Source organism: Bacillus sp. FSL K6-2861 (genome assembly GCF_038630725.1).
GTDB lineage: Bacteria > Bacillota > Bacilli > Bacillales > Bacillaceae > Bacillus > Bacillus velezensis.
Map to the genome: position 1 here is coordinate 2,004,239 of NZ_CP152037.1, position 21,991 is coordinate 2,026,229.

Consider the following 21,991-nt stretch of genomic DNA (forward strand, 5'->3'; position numbering starts at 1 on the left):
GGGGATCTATTTAGAGAGGAAGGAGTGAAAAAATGAAGTATGTCATTGGAATAGACCTTGGAACAAGTGCCGTTAAAACCATTTTAGTCAATCAAAACGGCAAGGTTTGTGCAGAAACGTCCAAATGTTACCCGCTCATCCAAGAGAAGGCGGGATATAGTGAGCAAAATCCTGAAGACTGGGTGCAGCAAACAATTGAAGCATTGGCTGAATTGATTTCGATATCCAACGTTCAAGCCGGGGATATTGACGGGATTAGCTATTCAGGACAAATGCATGGGTTAGTACTGCTTGATCAAGATCGGCAGGTGCTGCGTCATGCGATTCTTTGGAATGATACCAGAACGACGCCTCAATGTAGCAGGATAACCGAGACATTTGGCGATCGTCTGCTTGATATCACAAAAAACCGTGTCCTTGAAGGGTTTACATTACCTAAAATGTTATGGGTGAAGGAACATGAGCCTGAACTTTTTCACAAAACCGCTGTTTTTTTGCTCCCGAAAGACTACGTGAGATTCCGCATGACTGGCGCCATTCACACTGAATACTCCGATGCGGCGGGAACGTTACTTTTACATATGACCCGCAAAGAGTGGAGCGATGAGATTTGCAATCAATTTGGTATTTCAGCGGAAGTTTGTCCTCCGCTTGTTGAATCCCATGACTGTGTAGGATCGCTGCTTCCGAGCGTTGCGGCGAAGACTGGGCTGTTGGAAAAAACAAAAGTGTACGCCGGGGGAGCAGATAATGCTTGCGGTGCTGTCGGAGCCGGTATTCTTTCTTCCGGAAAAACATTATGCAGTATCGGGACGTCAGGAGTCATACTTTCCTGTGAAGAAGACAAAGAAAGGGACTTTAAAGGGAAAGTGCACTTTTTTAATCATGGAAAGAAGGATTCTTTTTATACGATGGGAGTCACGCTCGCTGCAGGGTACAGCTTGGACTGGTTTAAAAGAACGTTTGCGCCAAACGAATCGTTTGAACAATTATTACGGGGGGTGGAATCTGTTCCGATAGGAGCAAATGGACTGCTGTACACTCCTTACTTAGTCGGTGAAAGAACCCCGCATGCTGATTCATCTATTCGGGGAAGCTTGATCGGAATGGACGGAGCCCATAAAAGAGAGCACTTTTTGAGGGCGATAATGGAAGGCATCACATTCTCTTTATATGAATCAATTGAGCTATTCCGCGAAGCGGGAAAATCAGTTGATACGGTTGTCTCTATTGGCGGGGGAGCTAAAAATGAAACGTGGCTTCAAATGCAGGCTGATATTTTCAATACGAGGGTTGTTAAGTTAGAGAATGAACAAGGTCCCGCCATGGGGGCTGCGATGTTAGCTGCCTTCGGAAGCGGGTGGTTTGACTCTCTTGAAGAATGTGCAGAGCAGTTCATTCATGAAGCAGCTGCATTTTATCCAAAAGAACAAAATGTTCAAAAATATAAAAAACTATTCGAGTTGTATAAGAACATTTACGTTCACACAAAAGATCTCAATACAGCTTTAAAGAGCTTTCGACAAAAATGAAGAAAGAACCTCGCCAAATTGGCCAGGTTCTTTTTATATTGCACAAAAACAGACACGGTGATATAATCAGAACACGCGCGTTTTTTGTGTGAAAAGTCATAGTTATCCATCTTATATTATGATTATATCATGCTGGAAAGCTCTTGTCAAATTTTTTTGAAGGGGAGATATAGAATGAGTTCTTTGGTTCTCGGCATTCACGAAATTGAAAAAACACAGCCTTTGCTCGTTGGAGGAAAAGGGTTACATTTAGGGGAATTATCAAAAATTCAAGGAATACAAGTACCGGAAGGATTTTGTGTCACAACCGCAGGATATCAAAAAGCCATTGAACAAAACGAAACGTTACAAGCGCTGTTGGATCAACTGACCATGCTGAAAGTGGAGAATCGGGATCAAATTGGTGAAGTCAGCAAAAAAATCCGGCAAACCATTATGGAAACAGAAATTCCTTCAGATGTAGTCAAAGCAGTTGCTTATCAACTCTCCCGGTTCGGCGAAGAACATGCCTATGCCGTACGTTCCAGTGCGACAGCTGAGGATTTACCGCATGCCTCTTTTGCCGGTCAACAAGACACCTATTTAAATATTACCGGCGTCGATGCGATCTTGCAGCATATCAGTAAATGTTGGGCGTCCCTATTTACGGATCGCGCGGTCATTTACCGTATGCAAAATGGATTTGATCACAGCCAAGTTTATTTATCCGTTATCATCCAAAGGATGGTGTTCCCACAGGCTTCGGGAATTTTATTTACCGCTGATCCGATGACCGGAAACCGAAAGCTGCTATCCATCGATGCCGGTTTTGGACTTGGTGAAGCACTGGTCTCCGGCTTAGTCTCTGCCGATTGTTATAAAGTACAGGACGGGCAAATCGTCGATAAGAGAATAGAAACTAAAAAATTGGCTATCTATGGACGAAAAGAAGGCGGAACAGAAACACAGGAGATCGCTCTTGATCAGCAAAAGATTCAAACACTGACTGATGAACAAATTTTACAGCTGGCACGTATCGGGAGACAGATCGAAGCTCATTTCGGCCAGCCGCAAGATATCGAATGGTGTTTGGACCGCGATACTTTTTATATTGTCCAAAGCCGGCCGATCACAACGTTATACCCCGTTCCTGAAGCGAACGATCAAGAAAATCACGTCTATATCTCTGTTGGTCATCAGCAAATGATGACGGATCCCATAAAACCCCTTGGATTGTCTTTTTTTCTGTTGACGACTGCTGCACCTATGCGTAAAGCCGGCGGAAGGCTATTCGTTGATGTCACACATCAACTGGCATCCCCTACTGTCAGAGAAGTTTTCTTAAAAGGCATGGGGCAGCACGATCCGCTCTTAAAAGACGCACTTATGACCATAATAGAGCGAGATGATTTCATTAAGCCGATACCTGATAAAACGGCACCGATTCCCGGCAAAGGCAATGCAGATATGCCGGAACAAGCTGAAAACGATCCGGCAATTGTTTCTGATTTGATTAAGAGCAGTCAAGCATCGATAGAAGAGTTAAAACAAAACATCCAGACGAAATCAGGATATGATTTATTTCGTTTTATTTTGGAAGATATCCAGGAATTAAAGAAGATTCTATTTAACCCAAAAAGTTCGGTGTTGATTCGAACTGCAATGGATGCTTCATCATGGATTAACGAAAAAATGAACGAGTGGTTAGGTGAAAAAAACGCAGCAGATACGCTTTCTCAATCTGTACCCCATAATATTACTTCAGAAATGGGGCTTGCGCTATTGGACGTCGCCGATGTGATCCGCCCTTACCCAGAAGTCATTGCCTATTTAGAGAATGTAAAAGATGATCACTTTTTGGATGGGCTGGTGACGTTTGAAGGCGGGCAGGAAACCCGTGACGCTATCTATGCTTATCTCAACAAGTACGGAATGCGATGTGCCGGAGAAATTGATATGACAAGAACTCGATGGAGCGAAAAACCAACTGCACTTGTCCCTATGATTCTTAATAATCTCAAAAACTTTGAGCCAAATGCCAGCCAGCGGAAATTTGAGCAAGGGCGGCAGGAGGCATTGAAGAAAGAACAAGAGTTATTAGACCGATTGAAGCAATTACCGGATGGTGAACAAAAAGCCAAAGAAACTAAACGAATGATCCGCATCATCCGGAACTTCAGCGGGTTCAGGGAATATCCAAAATACGGCATGATCAGCCGCTACTTCGTTTATAAGCAGGCTTTACTGAAAGAAGCCGAACAACTCGCAGAAGCGGGCGTTATTCATGAAAAAGAAGACATATACTATCTCACTTTTGAAGAACTTCAGGAAGTCGTACGCACACATAAATTGGATTACCAAATCATCAGCACACGAAAAGGCGAGTATAAAGTATATGAAAAACTAGCTCCGCCGCGTGTTATCACGTCTGACGGTGAAATCGTTACAGGCGAGTACAAACGAGAAAATCTCCCGGCCGGAGCGATTGCAGGGCTGCCTGTTTCCTCGGGAGTCATAGAGGGGCGGGCACGGGTTATTTTAAACATGGAAGATGCCGATTTGGAAGATGGGGATATATTAGTTACCTCCTATACTGATCCCAGCTGGACACCATTGTTTGTATCCATAAAAGGCCTGGTCACTGAAGTTGGCGGACTGATGACCCACGGAGCGGTTATCGCGCGTGAATACGGCTTACCTGCAGTTGTCGGAGTTGAAAATGCAACCCAATTGATAAAAGATGGGCAGCGAATACGCGTTCATGGAACAGAAGGCTCTGTTGAAATATTATAATAGCGGGTGTGTGCAGCACGTCACCAGATATTTCCCGCATTTTAACTAAAAAAGACCGGAACCTCTTAAAGGAGGAATTCGGTTTTTTTATGTGAAAATGACTTAATGTGTGAACACCGTATTTTGTGGGCGGACCCTTTTTAAATGAGTGTGGAAGGCCGCTAAGATACCAAACAACAAAAAAGATTCAGTGACTAAATCTAACGAATGACAATTTTATAAAGGAGGTGAGTAATATCCTTTTTAAGTTCACAACATCTGTAATCCTGATGAATTAATAACAACTATTTAGGGGCTATGTTCATGAACAAGTCTTTATTCAAAACAAAATGACATTTTGGGTTGGCGTTAAAGATGAAGATAAGTCTGGTGTCTTTGAAAGAGAAAAGTCTGCAGAAGATACAACGGGCTCATCATCAAACATGCTGAGTGCTAAGTGTTGGACTGGATATGTATCAGATTGTTTAGGCGATAAGAATATTAGCCAATGGGCAATCACTGGTGTAGCTATTTTATATAGAACTGCTTGCGAATTGTTGATTTTCGGAATCGATTTTAAAGAATGGGTCACAACACCTTTTGGATTGTTCGCCTCATTCTTCATAGCGGCAATATTTGCGCAGGCAGGGGTGGAAACTCTCCCGCTTACCAGATTACCAGAGTGAAAATAAAAAATGTTTATCTCAGATTGGTTTTTTTAAAAAGTAAAAACGCCATAAAACTTCTTATGGCGTCTGTCCGAACTAAGGGATGCAATGTTTGGGAGACGAATATAAATCGTCAATGTGCTAGAAAAGGAATGCAGCACCTACAATGATTAACAAAATGAACAGCACAACGATCAATACGAAAGAGTTTCCGCCATAATTTCCACCGTAGTTCCCCATATTATTGCCACCTCCTGTTGTTAGGATAGTACATAATATGCCGGACGATAAAATTCGACATAGATTTAAGTCTAAATAAGAAAAAATGGATGTTATGTCTAAAATGAAGAGCTTCTAAAACAATAAAATAATGGGAGGTTAACTGAAAGAGAGAAATGGATGGGACGGTTTGCTGTTTAAAGAGGAGGGATATGGCTAAACATGCAATAAAACTGTGTATGAAAGTGGTGAGCATGAAGTTACTTCATCATGCAAAGTCACATACGTGAGGTACAGGGAAATTATAGTTAACGAAAATATTCATCATTTCCCGGGCAAGCGCAGTATACGACAAATCAAAACAAATCACAAAGGGACGGAAGGTACGATACAAGGAGGCTGCTTGCGGGTTTGTGGTGCAGATAAAGTTTCCGTTTCAAAAAGGTCGTATGTTTATTCGGAACTTTACGTTTATTCCTGCAGAATGCTTGTAAAAGAAAGTCGGCAAAACTGCCGACTTTCCTAACGGAATTTAGATCTTAACAGATCTCTAAAGAAACCATCGACACTATCACCGGTGCCGCTATCATATTTCAGGATGTATTCTCCTTTTTGGTTAACGCTGAATTCCTGAATGAACGTTTTCCCCGCATTTAATGTCGTGGAGGATATAAGGAAGAAGCTTCCTGATTGAGCGAGGGTATAACGATGCCGGGGCGGCTGCGGATCAACTGAAACGAAGTATATTCCCAGGCAAGGAGTATTTCTTTAACCTGAAACTTTTATAAAGCATTAACGTATTACTTTATAAAGGTAAATAAGGAGGCTTCTGAATGGGATTAAAAAATTTCTTTAATAATGAGTTAAAATGCTCTATCTGCGGAAAAACATTAAAATCAGGGGATGAGATAACAGCTTATCTTACACTTCCGAGTGAGAAGAAGATGCCTGTGGGGAGAATGGATAAAGTGTTAAGCAAACACTCTGATAAGGTCTGCTGTAAAAAGTGCAGTGAGTAGGTTTTTAGTGTTATGAGGAACCTCTGGCGGGTTTCCTCATAACAAATATCAACCAATTAAATTAGAAAAAAGCGAAATTGTGATGATTAAAGTAGATAAAGAACTGAGGGATACCAAAGGGATCATTTTTCGTTTACTTTGTTTTTTTGAAGGTTTGTTTAGCTCGTGGATCACTGCACCCCATAAAAGCATGGATGCTAAAATGATAAGACTCATATGTAACAACACTCCTTTGTTTCTATAAATTTTACCATATTTATCACAAGGATGTCGATAGAACGAACATCTCTATAAAAAGAAGATGTTTATCTAAAATTGTTGAGAGATTCAGTGAACTATTATGTAGATTAAATTGGGCCTCAAATTACTAGTGAAGATGAAGCTGTATACATAAGAAAAGGTTCAACAGCCGTTTTATTGAATATCAGATGAAGCAATAGAAGGGCTTATCGGTGTCGCAAAGTAAAAAGCATATGGTAATTCGACGGTTAGGTGGAAAAATTAAGCTTTCTGCGTGGTGTCTTGAAGTGACAGGAGGTGAGCGGCATAAATGTGTCAGAGCCAAAAGAGCACTTCCAACCCTAATAAGGAAAGGAATTGAGAATTGAAATTAGAACGTTTGTTATCAATCATATTCAAGCTCTTACATAATGAAATTTTATCTGCTTCCAGTTTAGCTGATGAATTTCAAGTATCAACGCGGACAATTTATAGAGACATCGAAGCGATTTGTGCAGCTGGAATACCAGTCGTTTCATATCAAGGGGCTAACGGCGGTTTTGGGATAATGAGAGGATACAAATTTGATAAAAGTTTAATCGGTTCTCATGATGTATTGAATTTAATTACAGTATTAAGCAGTTTGTCGAGTGTTTTTGAAGATAAGGAAGTTGAACACACGATAGATAGATTAAAATCTCTGGATACAAGCGAAAACAGCAGGACTTTGTATGTTAACTTGGAAAGCCTTAGAACAGAACCGAATTCATTAATCCGGCTGCGAAAAGCTATACAGGAAAAAAAGGTAGTACGCTTTGATTATGTCAGTAATAAAAATGAATTTACATCACGTGAAGCAGAACCTATCCACCTTCATTATAAGTTTCGTAATTGGTATGTATATGGCTTCTGCAGAGAACGTCAAGATGATAGAGAATTTAGAGTATCACGTATGATGAATATAACGCTTTCTCAAGAAGAGTTTTTGCGCAGTCACAAAGTGAAAGATGAACCATCTTATTCAGAATCCGACCTGGAAGGGTTTGCGAATGTAGTCATTTGGGTTAATCCTAATTCCATAGCTAAAGTATTAGATCAATTTCAGAACGCTTCAAAAGTCATGAACAGAGATGGAAGTATGACGTTTACAATCTCTGTGTATCGGCCTCAGCATGCCGGATGGCTTAAATCAATTCTTTTGAGCTTTGGCAGTGGCGCTAAAATTATAAAACCGGTGGAACTGCAATCAATTTTAATGGATGAAGCCGAAAAAATAATGAAAATTTATAAAGATGTATGACAATGTGCTGTCATATATCTTTTTTTATAATCACAAGTATCAACTTTAAAGGAGAGATGTTAAATGAACCATGCGAAAAACATGTATCAGTACCATGTTTGGGCGAATAAAGCGTTATTAGAAAGAATAAAGGAATTACCAAGTAATGTCCTTTATGAAGAGGTTCACAGTTCATATCCTACAATTGCTCAAACGTTCAGTCACATCTGCGCGGTGGATGTTATGTGGCTGCAAGTACTTAAAGGAATAGACATGCAGGAAGCATTGGAAGGTTCTATGGCTTATGCGGAAAGGGCTCATTTATATTCTGCAGATGAATTTGCGGCGTCTTATGAAGAACTGGCTTCACAGTTTGAAGAATGGATGAATAGCCAAACAGATGTAGAACAAAAAATGAACTTAAATAATCCTTGGTTAGGTTACAGAGAAACTGCTTACTCAGAAATTTTATTCCATGTTGCCAATCACGGAACTTATCATCGGGGCAGCATAACAACTATGTTAAGACAGCAGGGCTACGCTTCGGCAATGAATGACCTTGCATTATATTGGTTTCAGGATTAGTTCAGAGAATACTTGCAAAATGAATAACCGCCGAATGATCTGTAGAGCTTCTTTTCTGAACTAAATGACAAAGTCTCATTCAGTCTGGGTGGGGCGCCGAGCAAGAATCGAGATCAAAGGCTGCCGTATCATTCCCGGCAGCCTTAATGATTAGGAAGTAAAATCGATAACCATGCGGCCGGTCACTTTACCTTGCTCCATTTCTTCAAAAATATCATTCACATCTTCGATCGAGCGTTTTGTCACTTTAGGTACAACTTTACCGTCTGCAGCAAATTGAAAAGCTTCCTTCAGGTCTTCTCTGGTACCTACTAATGAACCTACTACCTGAATTCCATCTAACACGAGACGGGGAATATCTAAATCCATTTTGTCCACCGGTAAACCGACAGCGACTACGCGGGCTCCTGCTTTTACAACATCAATCGCTTGATTGAAAGGGGTTTTAGAGACAGCCGTGATGACCACAGCATCAAGCCCTAAATCGTTAGTCACTTCTTTTGCTTTAGCGACGGGGTCTTCGTTTAAACTGTTTACAACCGCATCAGCGCCTAAGCTCTTAGCAAAATTCAATTTTTCATCGCTAATGTCGAAAGCAATTACTTTAGCGTTAAAGACATTTTTTGCATATTGAACAGCCAAGTTGCCTAAACCGCCGACTCCAAATACACCGATCCATTGACCTGGCTTAATTTCACTGACTTTAACGGCTTTATAAGTTGTTACACCTGCACAAGTAATGCTGCTTGCTGCTGCAGGATCTAAATTTTCCGGCACCTTTATTGCATAATCAACCGCTACGATTGCTTCTTCAGCCATTGCGCCGTCAACTGTATAGCCGGCATTTTTTACATCGCGGCACAAGGTTTCACGGCCAGTTAGGCAATATTCACAGCAGCCGCAGCTTTCAAACATCCAGGCAATAGAGACGCGGTCGCCCTTTTTCAGACTTGTTACACCTTCACCGATCTCAGTTACAATGCCTATTCCCTCATGACCTAGAGTGACGCCAGTAACATCCCCGAAATCAGCATTTTTAACATGTAAGTCAGTATGACATACACCACAGTATTCCATCTTAACTTTGGCTTCACCATGTCGCAAAGGACGTAATTCTTTTTGTACGATCGCTATACTTTTGTCTTTTGTTGCTACTACTGCTTTCAAATCATGCACCCCTTTCGAATATTAGCAGAAATTTTTTACTTATCTTACAATTTATCACACTGCTCTCCTTTTGAAAACCCTTACATTTTTTTGCGGACAAGTGTCTCTACAAAAGTTGAGGGAGCCATGCAGGGAGGAATCTATGGATGATTTGTCATCCGAATGGTGTTTAAATGGGGGTTTGTCGTCTCCAAATGCACAGAATGCTTTGAATTTGTGGTCGTAATCTTTCTGCCGATATTTGAGCTTAAACTGCAGAGAATTACACTGGCAGGATATGATTTTACCCTTAGTGAAAAGAATTTCACGGGTAATCATTTGAACTTGAGCCCGGCTGATAAGGTGAATGGTGATGCAAACAGAAATCATTACTTATTGATCACAAAAGGAGCCGGCTGCGGAGATGTGTGGATTAAAGGCTTTTACGGATTCGAACACGATGAGCCGGATGCAGATTGGTGAGCGATACACAGTCAAGGTATTTCCTTGACCTTTTTTAATGGCAATTAAAATTTCTGGATATTAAGATAGTGAATTGATGATCTGTCAAAAAAACATAGATCTTTTAAAGTGATGGATATATACTGATTTTAAACAATAGGAAAAGTATGAGAAATGTATTCTTATAAAAAGCAGGTGAAATATATGGGAGCGGCGACTTGGAGAAAAAGGCAAAGCTATACCTACACATTGGTTTTTTCAAGTTTGTCGTATGGTTTGATCTTCGGACTATATATGTTTGTATACTCGGGTTTTGTGCCATTTGCATTGGTTACTGTAGTTATCATTGCTTTTTATGCATTTATTACTTACTTTTTGTTTGCTGTTCCTGTTCAACTATGGCTAAGAAAGAAGCCTAAAAAGTTTAGTTTGGTTCATCTTTTCATTTATACAGCAGTCGCTTTTTTAGCTGTGTTCTTGTTCTGGCACATAGATAATCCGTCAATTGATTTCACAGTTTTCAGAAGTTTCATTTATTACATAATGAGCATTGTTGCTGCGTTCATATATTGGTTCTGGGACTCTATATTTCTGAGAAATTACAATGTTCACTGCAAGTAAAGCTGATGTTTCCAAAAGAAAGCGGGTGAGGAAAAATGGAGTACATTGAGTTGACTAGGGACAATATTGATGACAATCATATTTGCTGTGCATTAGGTACGAAACAATATGAGGATGCGGTAAATGAAAAGAAGAGCTGGCTCAAAGATCGGATGATTGATGGCTTTGTGTTCTATCGCCTAAACGAACGGGCAAAAGTTTTTATTGAATATTTACCTGCAGAAGAAGCGTGGGTTCCGATAAGAGCACCTCATTTTATGTTTATTAATTGTCTTTGGGTCTCAGGTAAATATAAGAATAACGGACATGCGAAACACTTGTTAGAAAAATGTGTGTCAGATGCAAAATCCCGCGGTATGGATGGGATAGTTCATATAGTGGGGAAGAAAAAGCTCCCTTATTTAAGTGATAAGCATTTCTTTGAACATATGGGATTTGCTGTGCAAGATGAAGCAGAACCCTATTTTCAGTTGATGTCACTGACGTGGAATGAACATGCACATCCTCCTGTATTTAAAAAACAGGTGAAAAGTAATTTCGTTAATGATGAGGGAATCACAATATTTTATACAGCCCAATGCCCATTTGCAGTCGGATTGTTAAAGGATTTAAAGGAACTGACTGAAAAGAAAGGACTTCATTTTCAGGCCCGGCGAATAACGTCAAAAGATATGGCGCAAAAATCCCCGGCAGTTTGGACGACTTTCAGCGTGTTTTATAATGGGACATTTCTCACTCATGAGATGATGAGCGTGAATAAGTTTGAAAAAAAACTCAATAAGCTTGTAATGGCTTAACTTTGTTTTATTACTATTCCTCGTTTCTATATTCGATACTGAGGGTTTTTCACGAAAATTGTTCAGTACTTTACATCGCGGGCGGCAAATGAATGATTATTGTTTTTGACAAAGATGATAACGTCCATCATTATAGTAAAAATAGATTGAGATAAGTTCTTCAACAAACGAAGAAGTTCTTTTCAAAGATCGATAACAATGAAACAGGAGACTGCAAATGCAAAAAATTGAAACCCTTCGCTTAATTTTAAGAAATTTTACCGAGAGAGATGCGCAAGGTCTGTTGGAATATTCGGCACATCCGAGAGTGAATTGCTTTCTTGATGACAGAATATCTACGTTAGAAGAAGCTGCAGCAAACGTTCAAAAAAGAAGCCGAGATGACTCTTATATTGCAGTTTGTTTAAAAGACAGTAATGATCTAGTCGGAGAACTATTTTATTTAAAAGAAGAGCCAGATACCTATTCCGTTTGTTGGAATTTCAATGCCCGTTTTGAAGGGAAGGGATACGCAAGTGAAAGTGCGAAGGCTTTCCTTGAGTATCTCTTTATGCTAAAAGAAGCAAGAAGGCTTTATGCATATGTTGAAGATGATAACTGCAGGTCACAAAAATTATGTGAAAGATTAGGAATGCGTAAAGAAGGTTATTTTCTTGAATTTATTTCATTTACAGCACACGAGGATGGAACACCTAAATATGAAAACACCTACCAATACGCATTGCTAAAGAAAGAATGGTTAAAACAAAAACATAGTTAATAGAATTTGTGGGGAAATAATTTCCCCTTTGTCGAAAAAACCTTGCTGAAAGCAGGTTTTTTTGTATTTAAGTAAAATACTTCATTAGGTTACCGATCATACCAATGGATTATGGAATTGAAAAAAGTACTTAGATTAGTAACGATCAAAAAGATTAAGCTTGAAGGCTGGGAAAATCATGAAATTCATTATAGCAACGTTGTAAAATTGGAGAGAGGATGAATGTGATGGACATTTTGCAGTTTAACGACAGAAGGAGCGGGAAGTAATCGAATCAGCAATGATGCGCTCGAGAATGGAAAAGTGGTTGATAATCAAAATGTTAAAAGCTGTTCAGAATGAAATCACCAGTTTGATTATTGGAAATCCAGAATAACTGGTGGACGAGCTGTAACTGAAACCGATAATCAAGTGCTGGATATCATCAAACAAGCATACAATCTTGGAATGGTTGCGAAAGATAATATGCTTTTGAGAAATCAAGCAATTAACGCTTATAAAACATCTATTTAATTTTAAATCGGCGTTTCAGGTGAACTTTATATGATTTCTTTTTTCGTAAACATATTTAAAAACGAAATAAGAATTAAAATATGCAGACAAAGCGGCGAAGCATATCGCATAAAAGGTGTTATCAGATGTATGACCGTTCCTAAAAATAAAACTTATGAAGAAAGGAACTCTAACGTGAAATCAAATTTAGTTTCGTTTCTATTAGCATTGTCAGGATTTATATTCAGTATTTATATGCAGTCAATGGCTTACTGGAGCAATGACTCTATGCTGTGGTATTGGGTCGGTGCGGTTTTGTCGTATCTATTTGCTGCAGGATCAATGGTTACTCTGATTCTTCACAAAAACAAAGACTCAATTCTAACAATAAAGTTGTCTCATTTTAATGATTGTAACCGTTATGCTTATTTTAGTCACAACTTTTTGGACGACTTTTATCATTATTGCATGGCAGTCTGGGATGTGAAGCTAAGGGGAATATGATCTTCTTAGTATTTTTTTTATTCCTGGAATTAGAATCCCTTTTTATTATTCTTTCAAATTAAATGTAACAATTTTAATATTCATACGTTCTAAATGATAAAGGCGGGATGTCATGAAAAAACATAAAGTCATTAAAACATTGCTGGGTATTATCACTGTTCTCATAATAGCAGCCGGATTTGCACTGTTTTCTTTAATTTCAGGAGAAAAAGTTAAATATATCGGCTATAGCCAAAGCAAGACGTGGGAAGCGTCAATCGAAAAATCAGGCAAGACCTCTATCGGCCCTAACTATTTCTTGAATTTGTATTACAGAGGTAATAAAGTGAATGAAAAGAACACGGTGATTAAGAGATTAACATTATTTGTTGACGGCCGGAAATATGGTGAAGATAAAGACTATCATCTTTCAGAATACACCGGAGAGAAATTAGAAGGCGGCGGAACGGGAGAAGACCATATTCAGACGTTTGAATATATGCCGGAACATGAAGTAATCGGTCATGAAATCACTGTTGAAGCAGCATGGAAAACCGATCATGAGTCCTATTCAGAAAAATTCAATCTGAAAAGAACGCATTGGTATGACTGAAAGAATAAAAAGAGGGCGGTATAACCCTCTTTTTGACGCAGAGCCTTTATTTTTGTCTGTTTTTCCTCGATGTGCTGAAGTCGATAAAAGAGGCATTGGAGCCGATAAAATTACTTACTAAGACATACATAAAGAAACCATTAACAGCTCCCTGCCGGCATCCGTAAAAAAGAATGGATAATGAGATAAGCAATACAGCCGTAAGCAAGTCTGCAGCCAGACCTATTTTACGGTGAGACTGAAAATATGCTCTTAATCTTCTGATGTTGTTCAAAGCGGACACCTCTTGATGCTTATGCATGAGAAAATAATACCATTGAAATATATGTAATATCAATGAATAAGGTTGGAAACGGAGGGGTTCAAAGTTGGGTGATCTTATGTAAAAGAAAGGATCAGGATGAATGTGACCAGCATCCACCCTGATCAATGGGGTTCACAGTGTTCTATTTCATTGTATTCCAATCGGAATAATATTACAAGGGTGAAAAAGAAATAAGCGGAATGTTTTCGGCTTCTTCTGCCTCTGGAGCGGGAAAAGGAAAGTGAGATGTTTGAATGAAAATAAATGATTATCTGAAGGAAAGGTTTCCGACTTTAAAATTAGTGCCCGGCATTTATCATCAATGGGACGTGGGAATTCATTTTTCTCTCGGCGGCAATATATATCAATTTAATGAAAGCGGTGCTTTGAATCTTGAGTATTTTCAGCTTGTCCATCATCAAACCGCCGCACTTTTCAATGAGCTGTTTGAACATAGCGATGACTTATTTCTTGTTGCCAACGTGTATAAGCACAAATCTCAAGGTAATCATGCGAGAAAATTAAAGGTTTATCAGCCGTTTCTGAAGTGTAAGGATGACTTATATCGGATTCAAGTGAAGACCTGTTCATGCCCGGTCGAAGAAGAATATGAAATGCAGCAGTTTTCTTTATTATGTAAACGGAAAGATCTGCGTATCCCCCAATTACTTAAGGCAGCCGTCCACGAAGATTTTCCGCTGAAGCCAAGGTTCGGGGGCTGTTCCGTTGGGTATCCCGATGTTTTCTTTGTGAATATGACAAAAGATATTATTTTCTTTCTGTATGATGACAGAGGGTGTGAAGTCATTGCTCTTGATGCCGGAAGAATACGAAAGCTTTATGATCAATATCACGATTGGATTGAATTGGACTGAAAATGAACACATGAATTCGAATCCGCTTGTGCCGGCTTTGTTCTTGCCTAGTCCGGCTGCATGAGTATAATGGGCAGAATTGAAGGACGCCAGAAACTTTTTTTCTCTCATACCACCTTCTGCATGTTAAGCTTCTGTATTTATTTTGAACGAATTCCTATTTGTAAAACGGCTGAATAGAATAACATAAAAGCTTTTTTACACAGTGCAGGAGGAGAGAAATGTGAGGGCTGAACACCGTGATTGTATGGAAATTGGAATTTATTCATTTGCAGAATTATATCCCGATCCTCTGACAGGGAAAACAGTCAGCGCAAAGCAGCGGATAGATGAATTGATGAAGCTGGCGAAACTGGCAGACGACGCAGGGCTTGATGTATTCGGTGTAGGCGAGCATCATCGTCTTGATTATGCGGTATCTTCGCCGTCGGCCATCTTATCAGCGATTTCACAGATCACTGAAAATATTAAGCTGACCAGTGCCACGACTGTATTATCCACCGCAGATCCCGTCCGTTTATTTGAGGATTTTGCAACGCTTGATCTGATTTCAGACGGCCGGGCGGAAATCATTGCGGGACGGGGCGCATTTTTAGACTCGTTTCCTCTTTTCGGTTATGACGTAGGCCATTATAAAGAACTGTTTGAAGAACACATTGACCTTTTTTTAAAATTAAATTCCGGGGAAGAATCGGTTACCTGGAAAGGACGTTACCGGCCGCCGCTGCGCGAGGCAGAAATTTCTCCTCGGCCTTTTCGCGGAAGCATTCCGCTATGGTTAGGTGTTTCGGGGACTCCGGAAAGCGCAGAACGGGCCGGGCGTGCAGGTGCGGGGTTGGCATTAGCTGTACTGAGCGGTGATCCGGTGTCATCTAAGCCGCTTGTTGACAAATACCGGGAAGCGGCTTCTAAAGCCGGTCATCCTCCGGAAAATGTGAAGGTTGCCGTAACCGGACATATGTTCATTTCAAAAACGAATGAACAGGCAATACAAGAATTTTATCCGTATCATTCAAATTACTGGTCTCACGTTCATTCATATCACGGGATCGATGAGCCTTTAACGAAGGAAGATTTTGAGCGGGCGTCCGGAAAAGAAACAGCTTTATTTGTGGGAAGCTCACAGCAGATCATTGAAAAAATCATGCATCAATACGAGTTATTCGGACATCAGCGATTTCTCGCGCAAATCGATATAGGAGGTATGCCGTTTAAAAAAGCCGCGGAAAACATCGAACGATTAGCAGCGGAAGTAGCACCGGTTATCCGAAAAGAAACCGGCAAATCCAGCGAATGAAGTTCTGAGCAAAAGGGGCGGCCGGTCAATCGCGGATTCGACAACAGAATCGGCCCGGCTTTTTCTTTATGATTATAAAAAACAAAGGGAAAAGCGCCAACCTCATTGCTTTTTCCTATCAAGAAAAGGAAGGTCATTTCATCCTCTATCGTGAAGTGTATATACCGAAAGGTTTTTATTAACAAAAGAGGGAGGATGATGCAGTAATGAAGGGTTTAGTCAAAGCTGCAGTTTTAACTGTTACTCTTGGTATTGGAGGCGCTTTCTATTCAAGTGGTGCATCTGCGCACGGGTATATAAAAGAGCCCGTCAGCAGAGCGTACATGGGAGCATTAGAGAAACAAACATTGGGCTGGACGGCCGCTGCGCAGAAATATGGCTCCGTCATTGATAATCCTCAGTCTGTAGAAGGGCCGAAAGGATTTCCGGCTGCAGGTCCGCCGGATGGAAGAATCGCGTCTGCAAATGGGGGATCGGGACAAATTGACTTCGGTTTAGACAAGCAGACTGCAGATTATTGGGTGAAACAAAACATCCGCGGCGGTTTTAACACCTTTACTTGGTACTACACGGCCCCTCATGCGACATCAAAGTGGCACTATTATATCACCAAGAAAAACTGGAATCCGAATAAACCTTTGTCAAGAGATGAATTCGAATTAATCGGAACGGTAAACCACGACGGTTCCAAGGCAGATACGAATCTGACTCATAAGATTTTTGTGCCGACTGATCGAAGCGGGTATCATGTCATTTTAGGGGTATGGGACGTTGCGGATACTTCCAATGCCTTCTATAACGTCATCGATGTAAACCTTACACAATAATCTATGAATTACTGATCGGCTGCATGTTGATACATCGGCCGATCTTTTTAGTTTTAATGTTTGAATGAAAAGGGGAAAAACAGCAGAGCGCCATAAACATTTCATTTATGGCGCCGTACGATCATGGAGGTGCTGCTGACATGGATGCGGAGGTAAGAGGATTCTTAATAACCGCCGAGGAAAGAAGCCCCAACGATGATTAATAAAATGAATAGCACCACGATTAACGCAAAGGAGCTACCATAACCACCTGAGAATCCCATATAATCTCACCTCCTAAAGAGGATTAATACATATTATGCCGAAATGAAAAGTTTGATAGGGATGTTAGTTTACTTTTTGAAAAAAAAGTTTTTTTAGTCTGCATATATTTTATTCTCACATTTCTTTTAAAGGGGGACCGTAAATGCTTCCTGTAATAGAAACGGACAGACTTATTCTTAGAGAAGTTGAAAAGAAAGATGCAAAGCAAATATTTGCTTGTTTTTCAAATGCAAATGTAACACGCTATTATGGTTTGGAACCTTTTGATTCAATGGAACAGGCTGAAAAAATGATTGGCTGGTTTAAAGATCAGTATCATGATAAAAAGGGAATGCGATGGGGAATCGAGAGAAAAGATGCGAAGGGAATAATCGGAACTATTGGTTTTAATTCTTGGGTGCCCAAGCATAAGCGGGCGGAGGTCGGTTATGAGATTCATCCGAATTATTGGAGGAATGGCTATGCTTTTGAAGCGTTGGAGAATGTTCTTTCTTTTGGGTTTGAAAAGCTTGGGCTGCATCGTATAGGCGCTGTTGTTTTCATTGAGAATGCAGCGTCTCATCAATTACTGATAAAGGCGGGATTTCAATCTGAAGGAATTTTGAGAAGATATATGTATCAAAACGGACTGCCCCATGATACACGTGTATATTCTATACTGAATGAGATCGTTAACGAATAAATTGAAAATTCGTCGTTTTGTCAGGTGTTCTGTGGTATAAAAAGCCGGTGAAGACTTATTGCAGAACCTTAAAATTGATTCGAAGCCATAAAGCATTTTTTTGCTGCGCTTTCTGCAGACGGAGTTTGATTGTAAGAAACGATTCCGATAATCACTAACAAGATGATGAACACCAATATGCTCCACAATACTATTTTTAAAGACTTTGACATGGTATACCCTCACTTTGAAAGACTTTACCGGGGCTGCGATCGGAGCCCGCACTTCAAGTATAGTCGTTATAACGGTGAAAAATGTGCAGTCCAGTTAAAAAAACTTGCGGGCGCTGCCGCAAGTTTTCTCCGTATTAAGGTCTGTGGAATTCAATATGCTGATTATCACGATCGAACCACCCTCTGAATGCCCAATTGATCCAGCCCCCGTCTCCTTTGTTATCGAAGGACCCGTCTTCGAAGACCCAGATTCCGTAAGTAATACCGTCATAAACGGCTGATCCGTAAAATTGAACGCCGTTAAACCGGTCTTCATATTCTTGATTTAAATTGAACACCATGACGTTGTACTTCTGTCCTGATGCGTAAAATGTTGTTTCCATGACATTTTTTACCCAGCCGGTTCGGTTTTGATCTGACTTAACCGCTTCAGCAATGCGATCTGAGATTCCGAGAACATCTACGTTTACGTTCAGCCCGGCATCAACACCTGCTGCTTTTACGTTTTGGTCTGCTGTTTGGGATAATTTACTTTCTAACGGATTTGCAACGGGTGAAACGTGAGGCGCGTTTGCGTGTTTAGACTGACTGGCTGCTGAGGCACTGGCTGTGAAAGGAATTGTTAGAGATAAAGCTAAGCATGATCCGACTATCGTTCTGGCGATTTTCATGGCTATGACCTCCTGAGGAAATTTTTAAAAATTGTTGCAAATTCATGGTATCGCAGAAAAATTGAGCAAGCAAAGAGTAGATTTTCTCAAAAGTCATGTCATTCTATTTGTGTTGTTTTCTGTAAATGAAATACTTTTAATTAAGCGAAAAGGGAAGAAAATAATAGAGTCTTTTTATGTATTGTGATAGGATGACCGGATTTTGGGTGAAAATAGCCCGGAGAAACGCCATAATAAGAAAAACACCCGGAGTTTACCGGGTGTAAAAAGTGTTGATATGTCAAGTTAGCAACATTTTTTACATTTTTTGCATTTTCTTTTATAAACAACGATGTAATCATAATCAAGATGCTTTTTATCTTGTTTCTTCTTTTTTTGTTTAGGCTGTTTTGGGTGGTGATCATAATGTCCGTTCATATCCATATCCATTCCCATACCCATATCCATACTCATATTCCTCCTTTTTTCATCTGACGGTAGTATTCTATGACAGAAAGCATGGATGGCTTGGACAAATGAAACGGTATGCTGAAAAAGAGGCATCTCATTCGGTATAAAAAACAGGATCATACCCGCCCGATAGAAAAGAGAGGAGATGATCCTGATATTGAGACCCTATTTGATAACCGCAATTGCAATGCCGTACCCTTTTTCAGAACTGTATAAGGCTGTCAGTTTCAATACCTTCCAGCCTTCCGCGGCTTTAGTCCCGATTCCGTTATGAGCCGTGATATAATCTCCCGGGCTGACCGTACTGTCGACCCGTACGTAATGCCGGCCGTTGAGTCCGACAATGTGCCATTCGTCTCTGGCCGCGCGTGCTTCATAGTCAGCTTCAAGAGTCGGACTGCAGTCTGGGTTTTGTTTCGGCACGCGTACCGTTTCTCCTGTTTCCTCGTCAGTCACATTTTCGTATATGAAACCGCCGAACTCGTTTGTCAAAAAGCGGCTTTGCCATCCGAAGCTTGCGGCTCCTGAGATAAAAGCGGCTGTTTCTGAAATGACGCCGAGCATGTAATCTCCGACGTGAGCCGATTCAATTTTTTCGCCTTTCACTGTGACGATTGTCCCGGCGGGAATTGTCTGGCCGGTTACACTTTCAAAATATTCTCCGTACCCTGACAGGGAAGAGGTGACAGCTCCGGCGAACGTACCGTGGCCGCCCGCTGAATCCAATTTCCATTTGATGGACTGATGCCCTCCGGCAACCGTGTATGGTTCTTCCAATGTAATGCTTTCTGATGACAGAATCGTTCTGGAGACTTTGCTGCCCGTAATATGGGCATTGTTTGAAGCGGCGATAAATGCCCTTGAACCTTCAGAACTTGAACCTCCGGAAGAGCTGATGATCGCATTTCTGTCACCTCTGGCCGTAATATCGCCTGTTCCCGCAATAACGGCGCTTGTCGGGTTGAATGCAAAACCGGAGCTGGTCGCGAGCTGTGCGCCTCCCTTTAAATTGACGGGGATCTGCTCATAAGTCTGTCCTTTTATAGATGCGGCCGCGCTGTAACCTTCCGCTTGCACCCCGAGAATGACAGCCTGACTGTTAGGGGACGTAATTCCGACGGAACCGCCGTCTCCGATCATCGTACCGTTCATAATATTTACGTTATATTGGCCTCCGCCGATTGAGATGCCTTTAGGAGAAGACTTGTATATATCAAAATTTAAAATTTTAACATAATCGGTTTTATTTGATCCGCCGGATATATTGATGTCAACACCGGCTTGTGTAAAGCCGCGTATTTTAATGCCGTTAATCGTAATATTTTGACTGCGGTATTGAAGAGCCACGACTGGATTCCCGCCATAGTCGTATGAGGGATCACCAATAGCTGTGAATCCGTTTACATTAACGTTTTTATAGGCAGAGATGACCAGCGCCCTCGGGGTCACACCGTCATAGAGAGCATTGAATACCGGTTCAATCGCGGTGCAATCGGTTAAAGTAACATCATAAGCCGTCGTGCTTTCGGGATCTGAGGCCTGATGATGGCCGATATGACGAATATCAAATGAACGTACATCACGATACGAAACATGACCGATAATATGAACATTTTGAGAAGCCGGCCACAGGCTGTGCGCCTTTACCTCAATCCCGCGGATATTACCGCTCGTATAGTTATTTAAAAGCCAAACATGTTTAGAGCCGTCGTCAATTTCAATGCCGTTCGAGTTTGCGCTGCCCTCAGCATGCTCTGTGCCGCGGGGGTTTCCGGAATGGCAGTTGGAAATGAAAATATACTCGCTGTAATGGGTGGTAATGCCGTCGTCTCCGGCGCCGTATGCCACACAGTTATCAATCCATATATATCGGCAGCCGTCTTTCGTCCATTCTGTTTCAGGCAAATGATCGTAAGTCGGAGATGTAATATCAATACCATGGAGACCCGCGTTAACCGTTTCAACATTCTTAATCCAGCCGTATTGCACATTAGCAAACGTTAAACAGCTGGAAAACTGTCCTCCGGGGTTCCTGACTCCGCATTGACGATCAGGATTCCAGTCTAAAGTCATGTTCTGGACAAAAATATTACGGTTTCCATTTTCGTAATCATCGTTAGTAATGACCCATTCGTATGCGGGAGTGTCCTCATGAAGCTTAAGCACGGTAATCCCTTGTCCCTCACCGGAAATGGTAGTCCATGAGGGGAGTTTTATCCCTTGAACCAAAAATTCTCCTGCGGGAACATTTACTTTGACCCGGCCGTTCCCGATCGCTCTCCGAAAGGCTTCCGTATTGTCCCGGCCGTCAGGGATCGCTCCGTAGTCCTCCACATTCACTTCCCGGGTGATTTTATTCTTAAGCATTTCGTATTCGGTATCAAGCCGTTCTTTTAAAAGTGAGGTGACCATTCCTTCCGCCGTCACCCGGGCATCTGCGATCTCAAGATTATCATCCGTTGCGGAATGCTTAATAAAATTCTGCATCCTTGCTTTGAGATGCTCCAATTCAGAGGGCTGTGCAGGGTGAGACTGCAATGGGGCGTTTAAAGACGGATCAGGAAAGTTTTTAAATTGAACCATTCTAAAGACACCTCTTTCTTTTGATATAAGCGCCTGAGGCAGGGGACAGAAAAGAGTCGCGCGCCCTTTAAGCGCTTATTCTTCAAATTCTTTATTCAGAACGAAATTCCTTTTGAAACCAAGGTGAAATTTTAAAAACTCTGTTGAAAGAACGGATATAAAGCTTTGCATTATTGTAAT

21 protein-coding genes and 2 pseudogenes are annotated in these 21,991 nt (G+C 40.9%); 15 read left to right on the plus strand and 8 right to left on the minus strand.

The genetic code is table 11. From position 1 onward, the window contains the following. Window positions 1-32: 32 nt before the first annotated feature. Entirely contained in the window at window positions 33-1,532 is a 1,500-nt protein-coding gene (xylB, locus tag NYE62_RS09965; RefSeq protein WP_342497463.1) for a xylulokinase, read from the plus strand. A 174-nt stretch (window positions 1,533-1,706) separates the two neighbouring features. Beyond that, the gene (gene ppsA / locus NYE62_RS09970; protein WP_095352122.1) at window positions 1,707-4,304 is read left to right on the plus strand and encodes a phosphoenolpyruvate synthase; all 2,598 of its coding nucleotides are present in this window, start codon (window positions 1,707-1,709) and stop codon (window positions 4,302-4,304) included. A 788-nt stretch (window positions 4,305-5,092) separates the two neighbouring features. Here ppsA and NYE62_RS09975 read toward each other — a convergent pair. Beyond that, window positions 5,093-5,191 (minus strand): YjcZ family sporulation protein, encoded by a 99-nt coding sequence (locus tag NYE62_RS09975; RefSeq protein ID WP_072589120.1) that lies wholly within the window; start codon window positions 5,189-5,191, stop codon window positions 5,093-5,095. A gap of 812 nt (window positions 5,192-6,003) precedes the next feature. On the opposite strand from NYE62_RS09975, the gene NYE62_RS09980 reads away from it, so the two are divergent. After that, on the plus strand, window positions 6,004-6,189 hold the full coding sequence (locus NYE62_RS09980) for a hypothetical protein (protein WP_061890627.1): 186 nt from the start codon (window positions 6,004-6,006) through the stop codon (window positions 6,187-6,189). Window positions 6,190-6,237: 48 nt separating this feature from the next. Here the strand turns inward: NYE62_RS09980 and NYE62_RS09985 are convergent, their stop codons facing one another. Further along, window positions 6,238-6,405, minus strand: coding sequence for a hypothetical protein (locus tag NYE62_RS09985; protein ID WP_012117628.1), 168 nt, complete (start codon window positions 6,403-6,405; stop codon window positions 6,238-6,240). A 388-nt stretch (window positions 6,406-6,793) separates the two neighbouring features. On the opposite strand from NYE62_RS09985, the gene NYE62_RS09990 reads away from it, so the two are divergent. Together NYE62_RS09990 and NYE62_RS09995 are read left to right on the plus strand one after the other, a co-directional pair. Further along, on the plus strand, window positions 6,794-7,708 hold the full coding sequence (locus tag NYE62_RS09990; RefSeq protein ID WP_043021128.1) for a YafY family protein: 915 nt from the start codon (window positions 6,794-6,796) through the stop codon (window positions 7,706-7,708). Between the two features lie 63 nt (window positions 7,709-7,771). Continuing rightward, complete coding sequence (locus NYE62_RS09995; protein WP_144664875.1) at window positions 7,772-8,272, plus strand: DinB family protein; 501 nt, start codon at window positions 7,772-7,774, stop codon at window positions 8,270-8,272. 150 nt (window positions 8,273-8,422) lie between these two features. Here the strand turns inward: NYE62_RS09995 and adhP are convergent, their stop codons facing one another. After that, window positions 8,423-9,439, minus strand: coding sequence for an alcohol dehydrogenase AdhP (adhP, locus tag NYE62_RS10000; RefSeq protein WP_064107773.1), 1,017 nt, complete (start codon window positions 9,437-9,439; stop codon window positions 8,423-8,425). 246 nt (window positions 9,440-9,685) lie between these two features. Here adhP and NYE62_RS10005 point away from each other — a divergent pair. The 6 genes and pseudogenes from NYE62_RS10005 to NYE62_RS10030 form a co-directional block, all read left to right on the plus strand. Next, a pseudogene (locus tag NYE62_RS10005) lies at window positions 9,686-9,901 on the plus strand (hypothetical protein); the annotation flags it as partial. A gap of 183 nt (window positions 9,902-10,084) precedes the next feature. After that, on the plus strand, window positions 10,085-10,501 hold the full coding sequence (locus NYE62_RS10010) for a UPF0715 family protein (RefSeq protein WP_064107779.1): 417 nt from the start codon (window positions 10,085-10,087) through the stop codon (window positions 10,499-10,501). 35 nt (window positions 10,502-10,536) lie between these two features. After that, window positions 10,537-11,298, plus strand: coding sequence for an N-acetyltransferase (locus NYE62_RS10015; RefSeq protein WP_061860577.1), 762 nt, complete (start codon window positions 10,537-10,539; stop codon window positions 11,296-11,298). Between the two features lie 217 nt (window positions 11,299-11,515). Then, window positions 11,516-12,058, plus strand: a complete 543-nt coding sequence (locus NYE62_RS10020) for a GNAT family N-acetyltransferase (RefSeq protein ID WP_335390053.1) — start codon at window positions 11,516-11,518, stop codon at window positions 12,056-12,058. 273 nt (window positions 12,059-12,331) lie between these two features. Continuing rightward, window positions 12,332-12,571, plus strand: a pseudogene (locus NYE62_RS10025) (hypothetical protein). A gap of 595 nt (window positions 12,572-13,166) precedes the next feature. Beyond that, a complete protein-coding gene (locus NYE62_RS10030; protein WP_095352117.1) occupies window positions 13,167-13,646 on the plus strand; it encodes a DUF4944 domain-containing protein in 480 nt (159 codons plus the stop codon). Window positions 13,647-13,692: 46 nt separating this feature from the next. Here the strand turns inward: NYE62_RS10030 and NYE62_RS10035 are convergent, their stop codons facing one another. Then, window positions 13,693-13,920 (minus strand): hypothetical protein, encoded by a 228-nt coding sequence (locus NYE62_RS10035; RefSeq protein ID WP_095352116.1) that lies wholly within the window; start codon window positions 13,918-13,920, stop codon window positions 13,693-13,695. Window positions 13,921-14,204: 284 nt separating this feature from the next. Between NYE62_RS10035 and NYE62_RS10040 the strand changes: the two genes are divergently transcribed. The 3 genes from NYE62_RS10040 to NYE62_RS10050 all read left to right on the plus strand — a co-directional run bounded on the left by NYE62_RS10040 (window position 14,205) and on the right by NYE62_RS10050 (window position 16,949). Beyond that, the gene (locus NYE62_RS10040; protein WP_144664872.1) at window positions 14,205-14,825 is read left to right on the plus strand and encodes a DUF3885 domain-containing protein; all 621 of its coding nucleotides are present in this window, start codon (window positions 14,205-14,207) and stop codon (window positions 14,823-14,825) included. 223 nt (window positions 14,826-15,048) lie between these two features. Further along, complete coding sequence (locus NYE62_RS10045; RefSeq protein WP_326245422.1) at window positions 15,049-16,122, plus strand: LLM class flavin-dependent oxidoreductase; 1,074 nt, start codon at window positions 15,049-15,051, stop codon at window positions 16,120-16,122. Between the two features lie 206 nt (window positions 16,123-16,328). Further along, entirely contained in the window at window positions 16,329-16,949 is a 621-nt protein-coding gene (locus NYE62_RS10050) for a lytic polysaccharide monooxygenase (protein WP_015239922.1), read from the plus strand. Window positions 16,950-17,113: 164 nt separating this feature from the next. Here NYE62_RS10050 and NYE62_RS10055 read toward each other — a convergent pair whose 3' ends face one another. Further along, a complete protein-coding gene (locus NYE62_RS10055; RefSeq protein ID WP_003154022.1) occupies window positions 17,114-17,212 on the minus strand; it encodes a YjcZ family sporulation protein in 99 nt (32 codons plus the stop codon). Between the two features lie 143 nt (window positions 17,213-17,355). On the opposite strand from NYE62_RS10055, the gene NYE62_RS10060 reads away from it, so the two are divergent. Beyond that, the gene (locus NYE62_RS10060) at window positions 17,356-17,895 is read left to right on the plus strand and encodes a GNAT family protein (RefSeq protein WP_033574803.1); all 540 of its coding nucleotides are present in this window, start codon (window positions 17,356-17,358) and stop codon (window positions 17,893-17,895) included. Window positions 17,896-18,241: 346 nt separating this feature from the next. On the opposite strand, the gene NYE62_RS10065 is transcribed toward NYE62_RS10060, so the two are convergent. The 3 genes from NYE62_RS10065 to NYE62_RS10075 all read right to left on the minus strand — a co-directional run bounded on the left by NYE62_RS10065 (window position 18,242) and on the right by NYE62_RS10075 (window position 21,811). Beyond that, window positions 18,242-18,778, minus strand: a complete 537-nt coding sequence (locus NYE62_RS10065; protein WP_095352114.1) for a stress protein — start codon at window positions 18,776-18,778, stop codon at window positions 18,242-18,244. 285 nt (window positions 18,779-19,063) lie between these two features. After that, on the minus strand, window positions 19,064-19,225 hold the full coding sequence (locus NYE62_RS10070; RefSeq protein WP_162492831.1) for a hypothetical protein: 162 nt from the start codon (window positions 19,223-19,225) through the stop codon (window positions 19,064-19,066). Window positions 19,226-19,393: 168 nt separating this feature from the next. Further along, window positions 19,394-21,811 carry a peptidase G2 autoproteolytic cleavage domain-containing protein gene (locus tag NYE62_RS10075; RefSeq protein ID WP_144664870.1) on the minus strand — a complete coding sequence of 806 codons (2,418 nt, stop codon included), beginning with the start codon at window positions 21,809-21,811 and terminating at the stop codon, window positions 19,394-19,396. Between the last annotated feature and the right edge of the window lie 180 nt (window positions 21,812-21,991).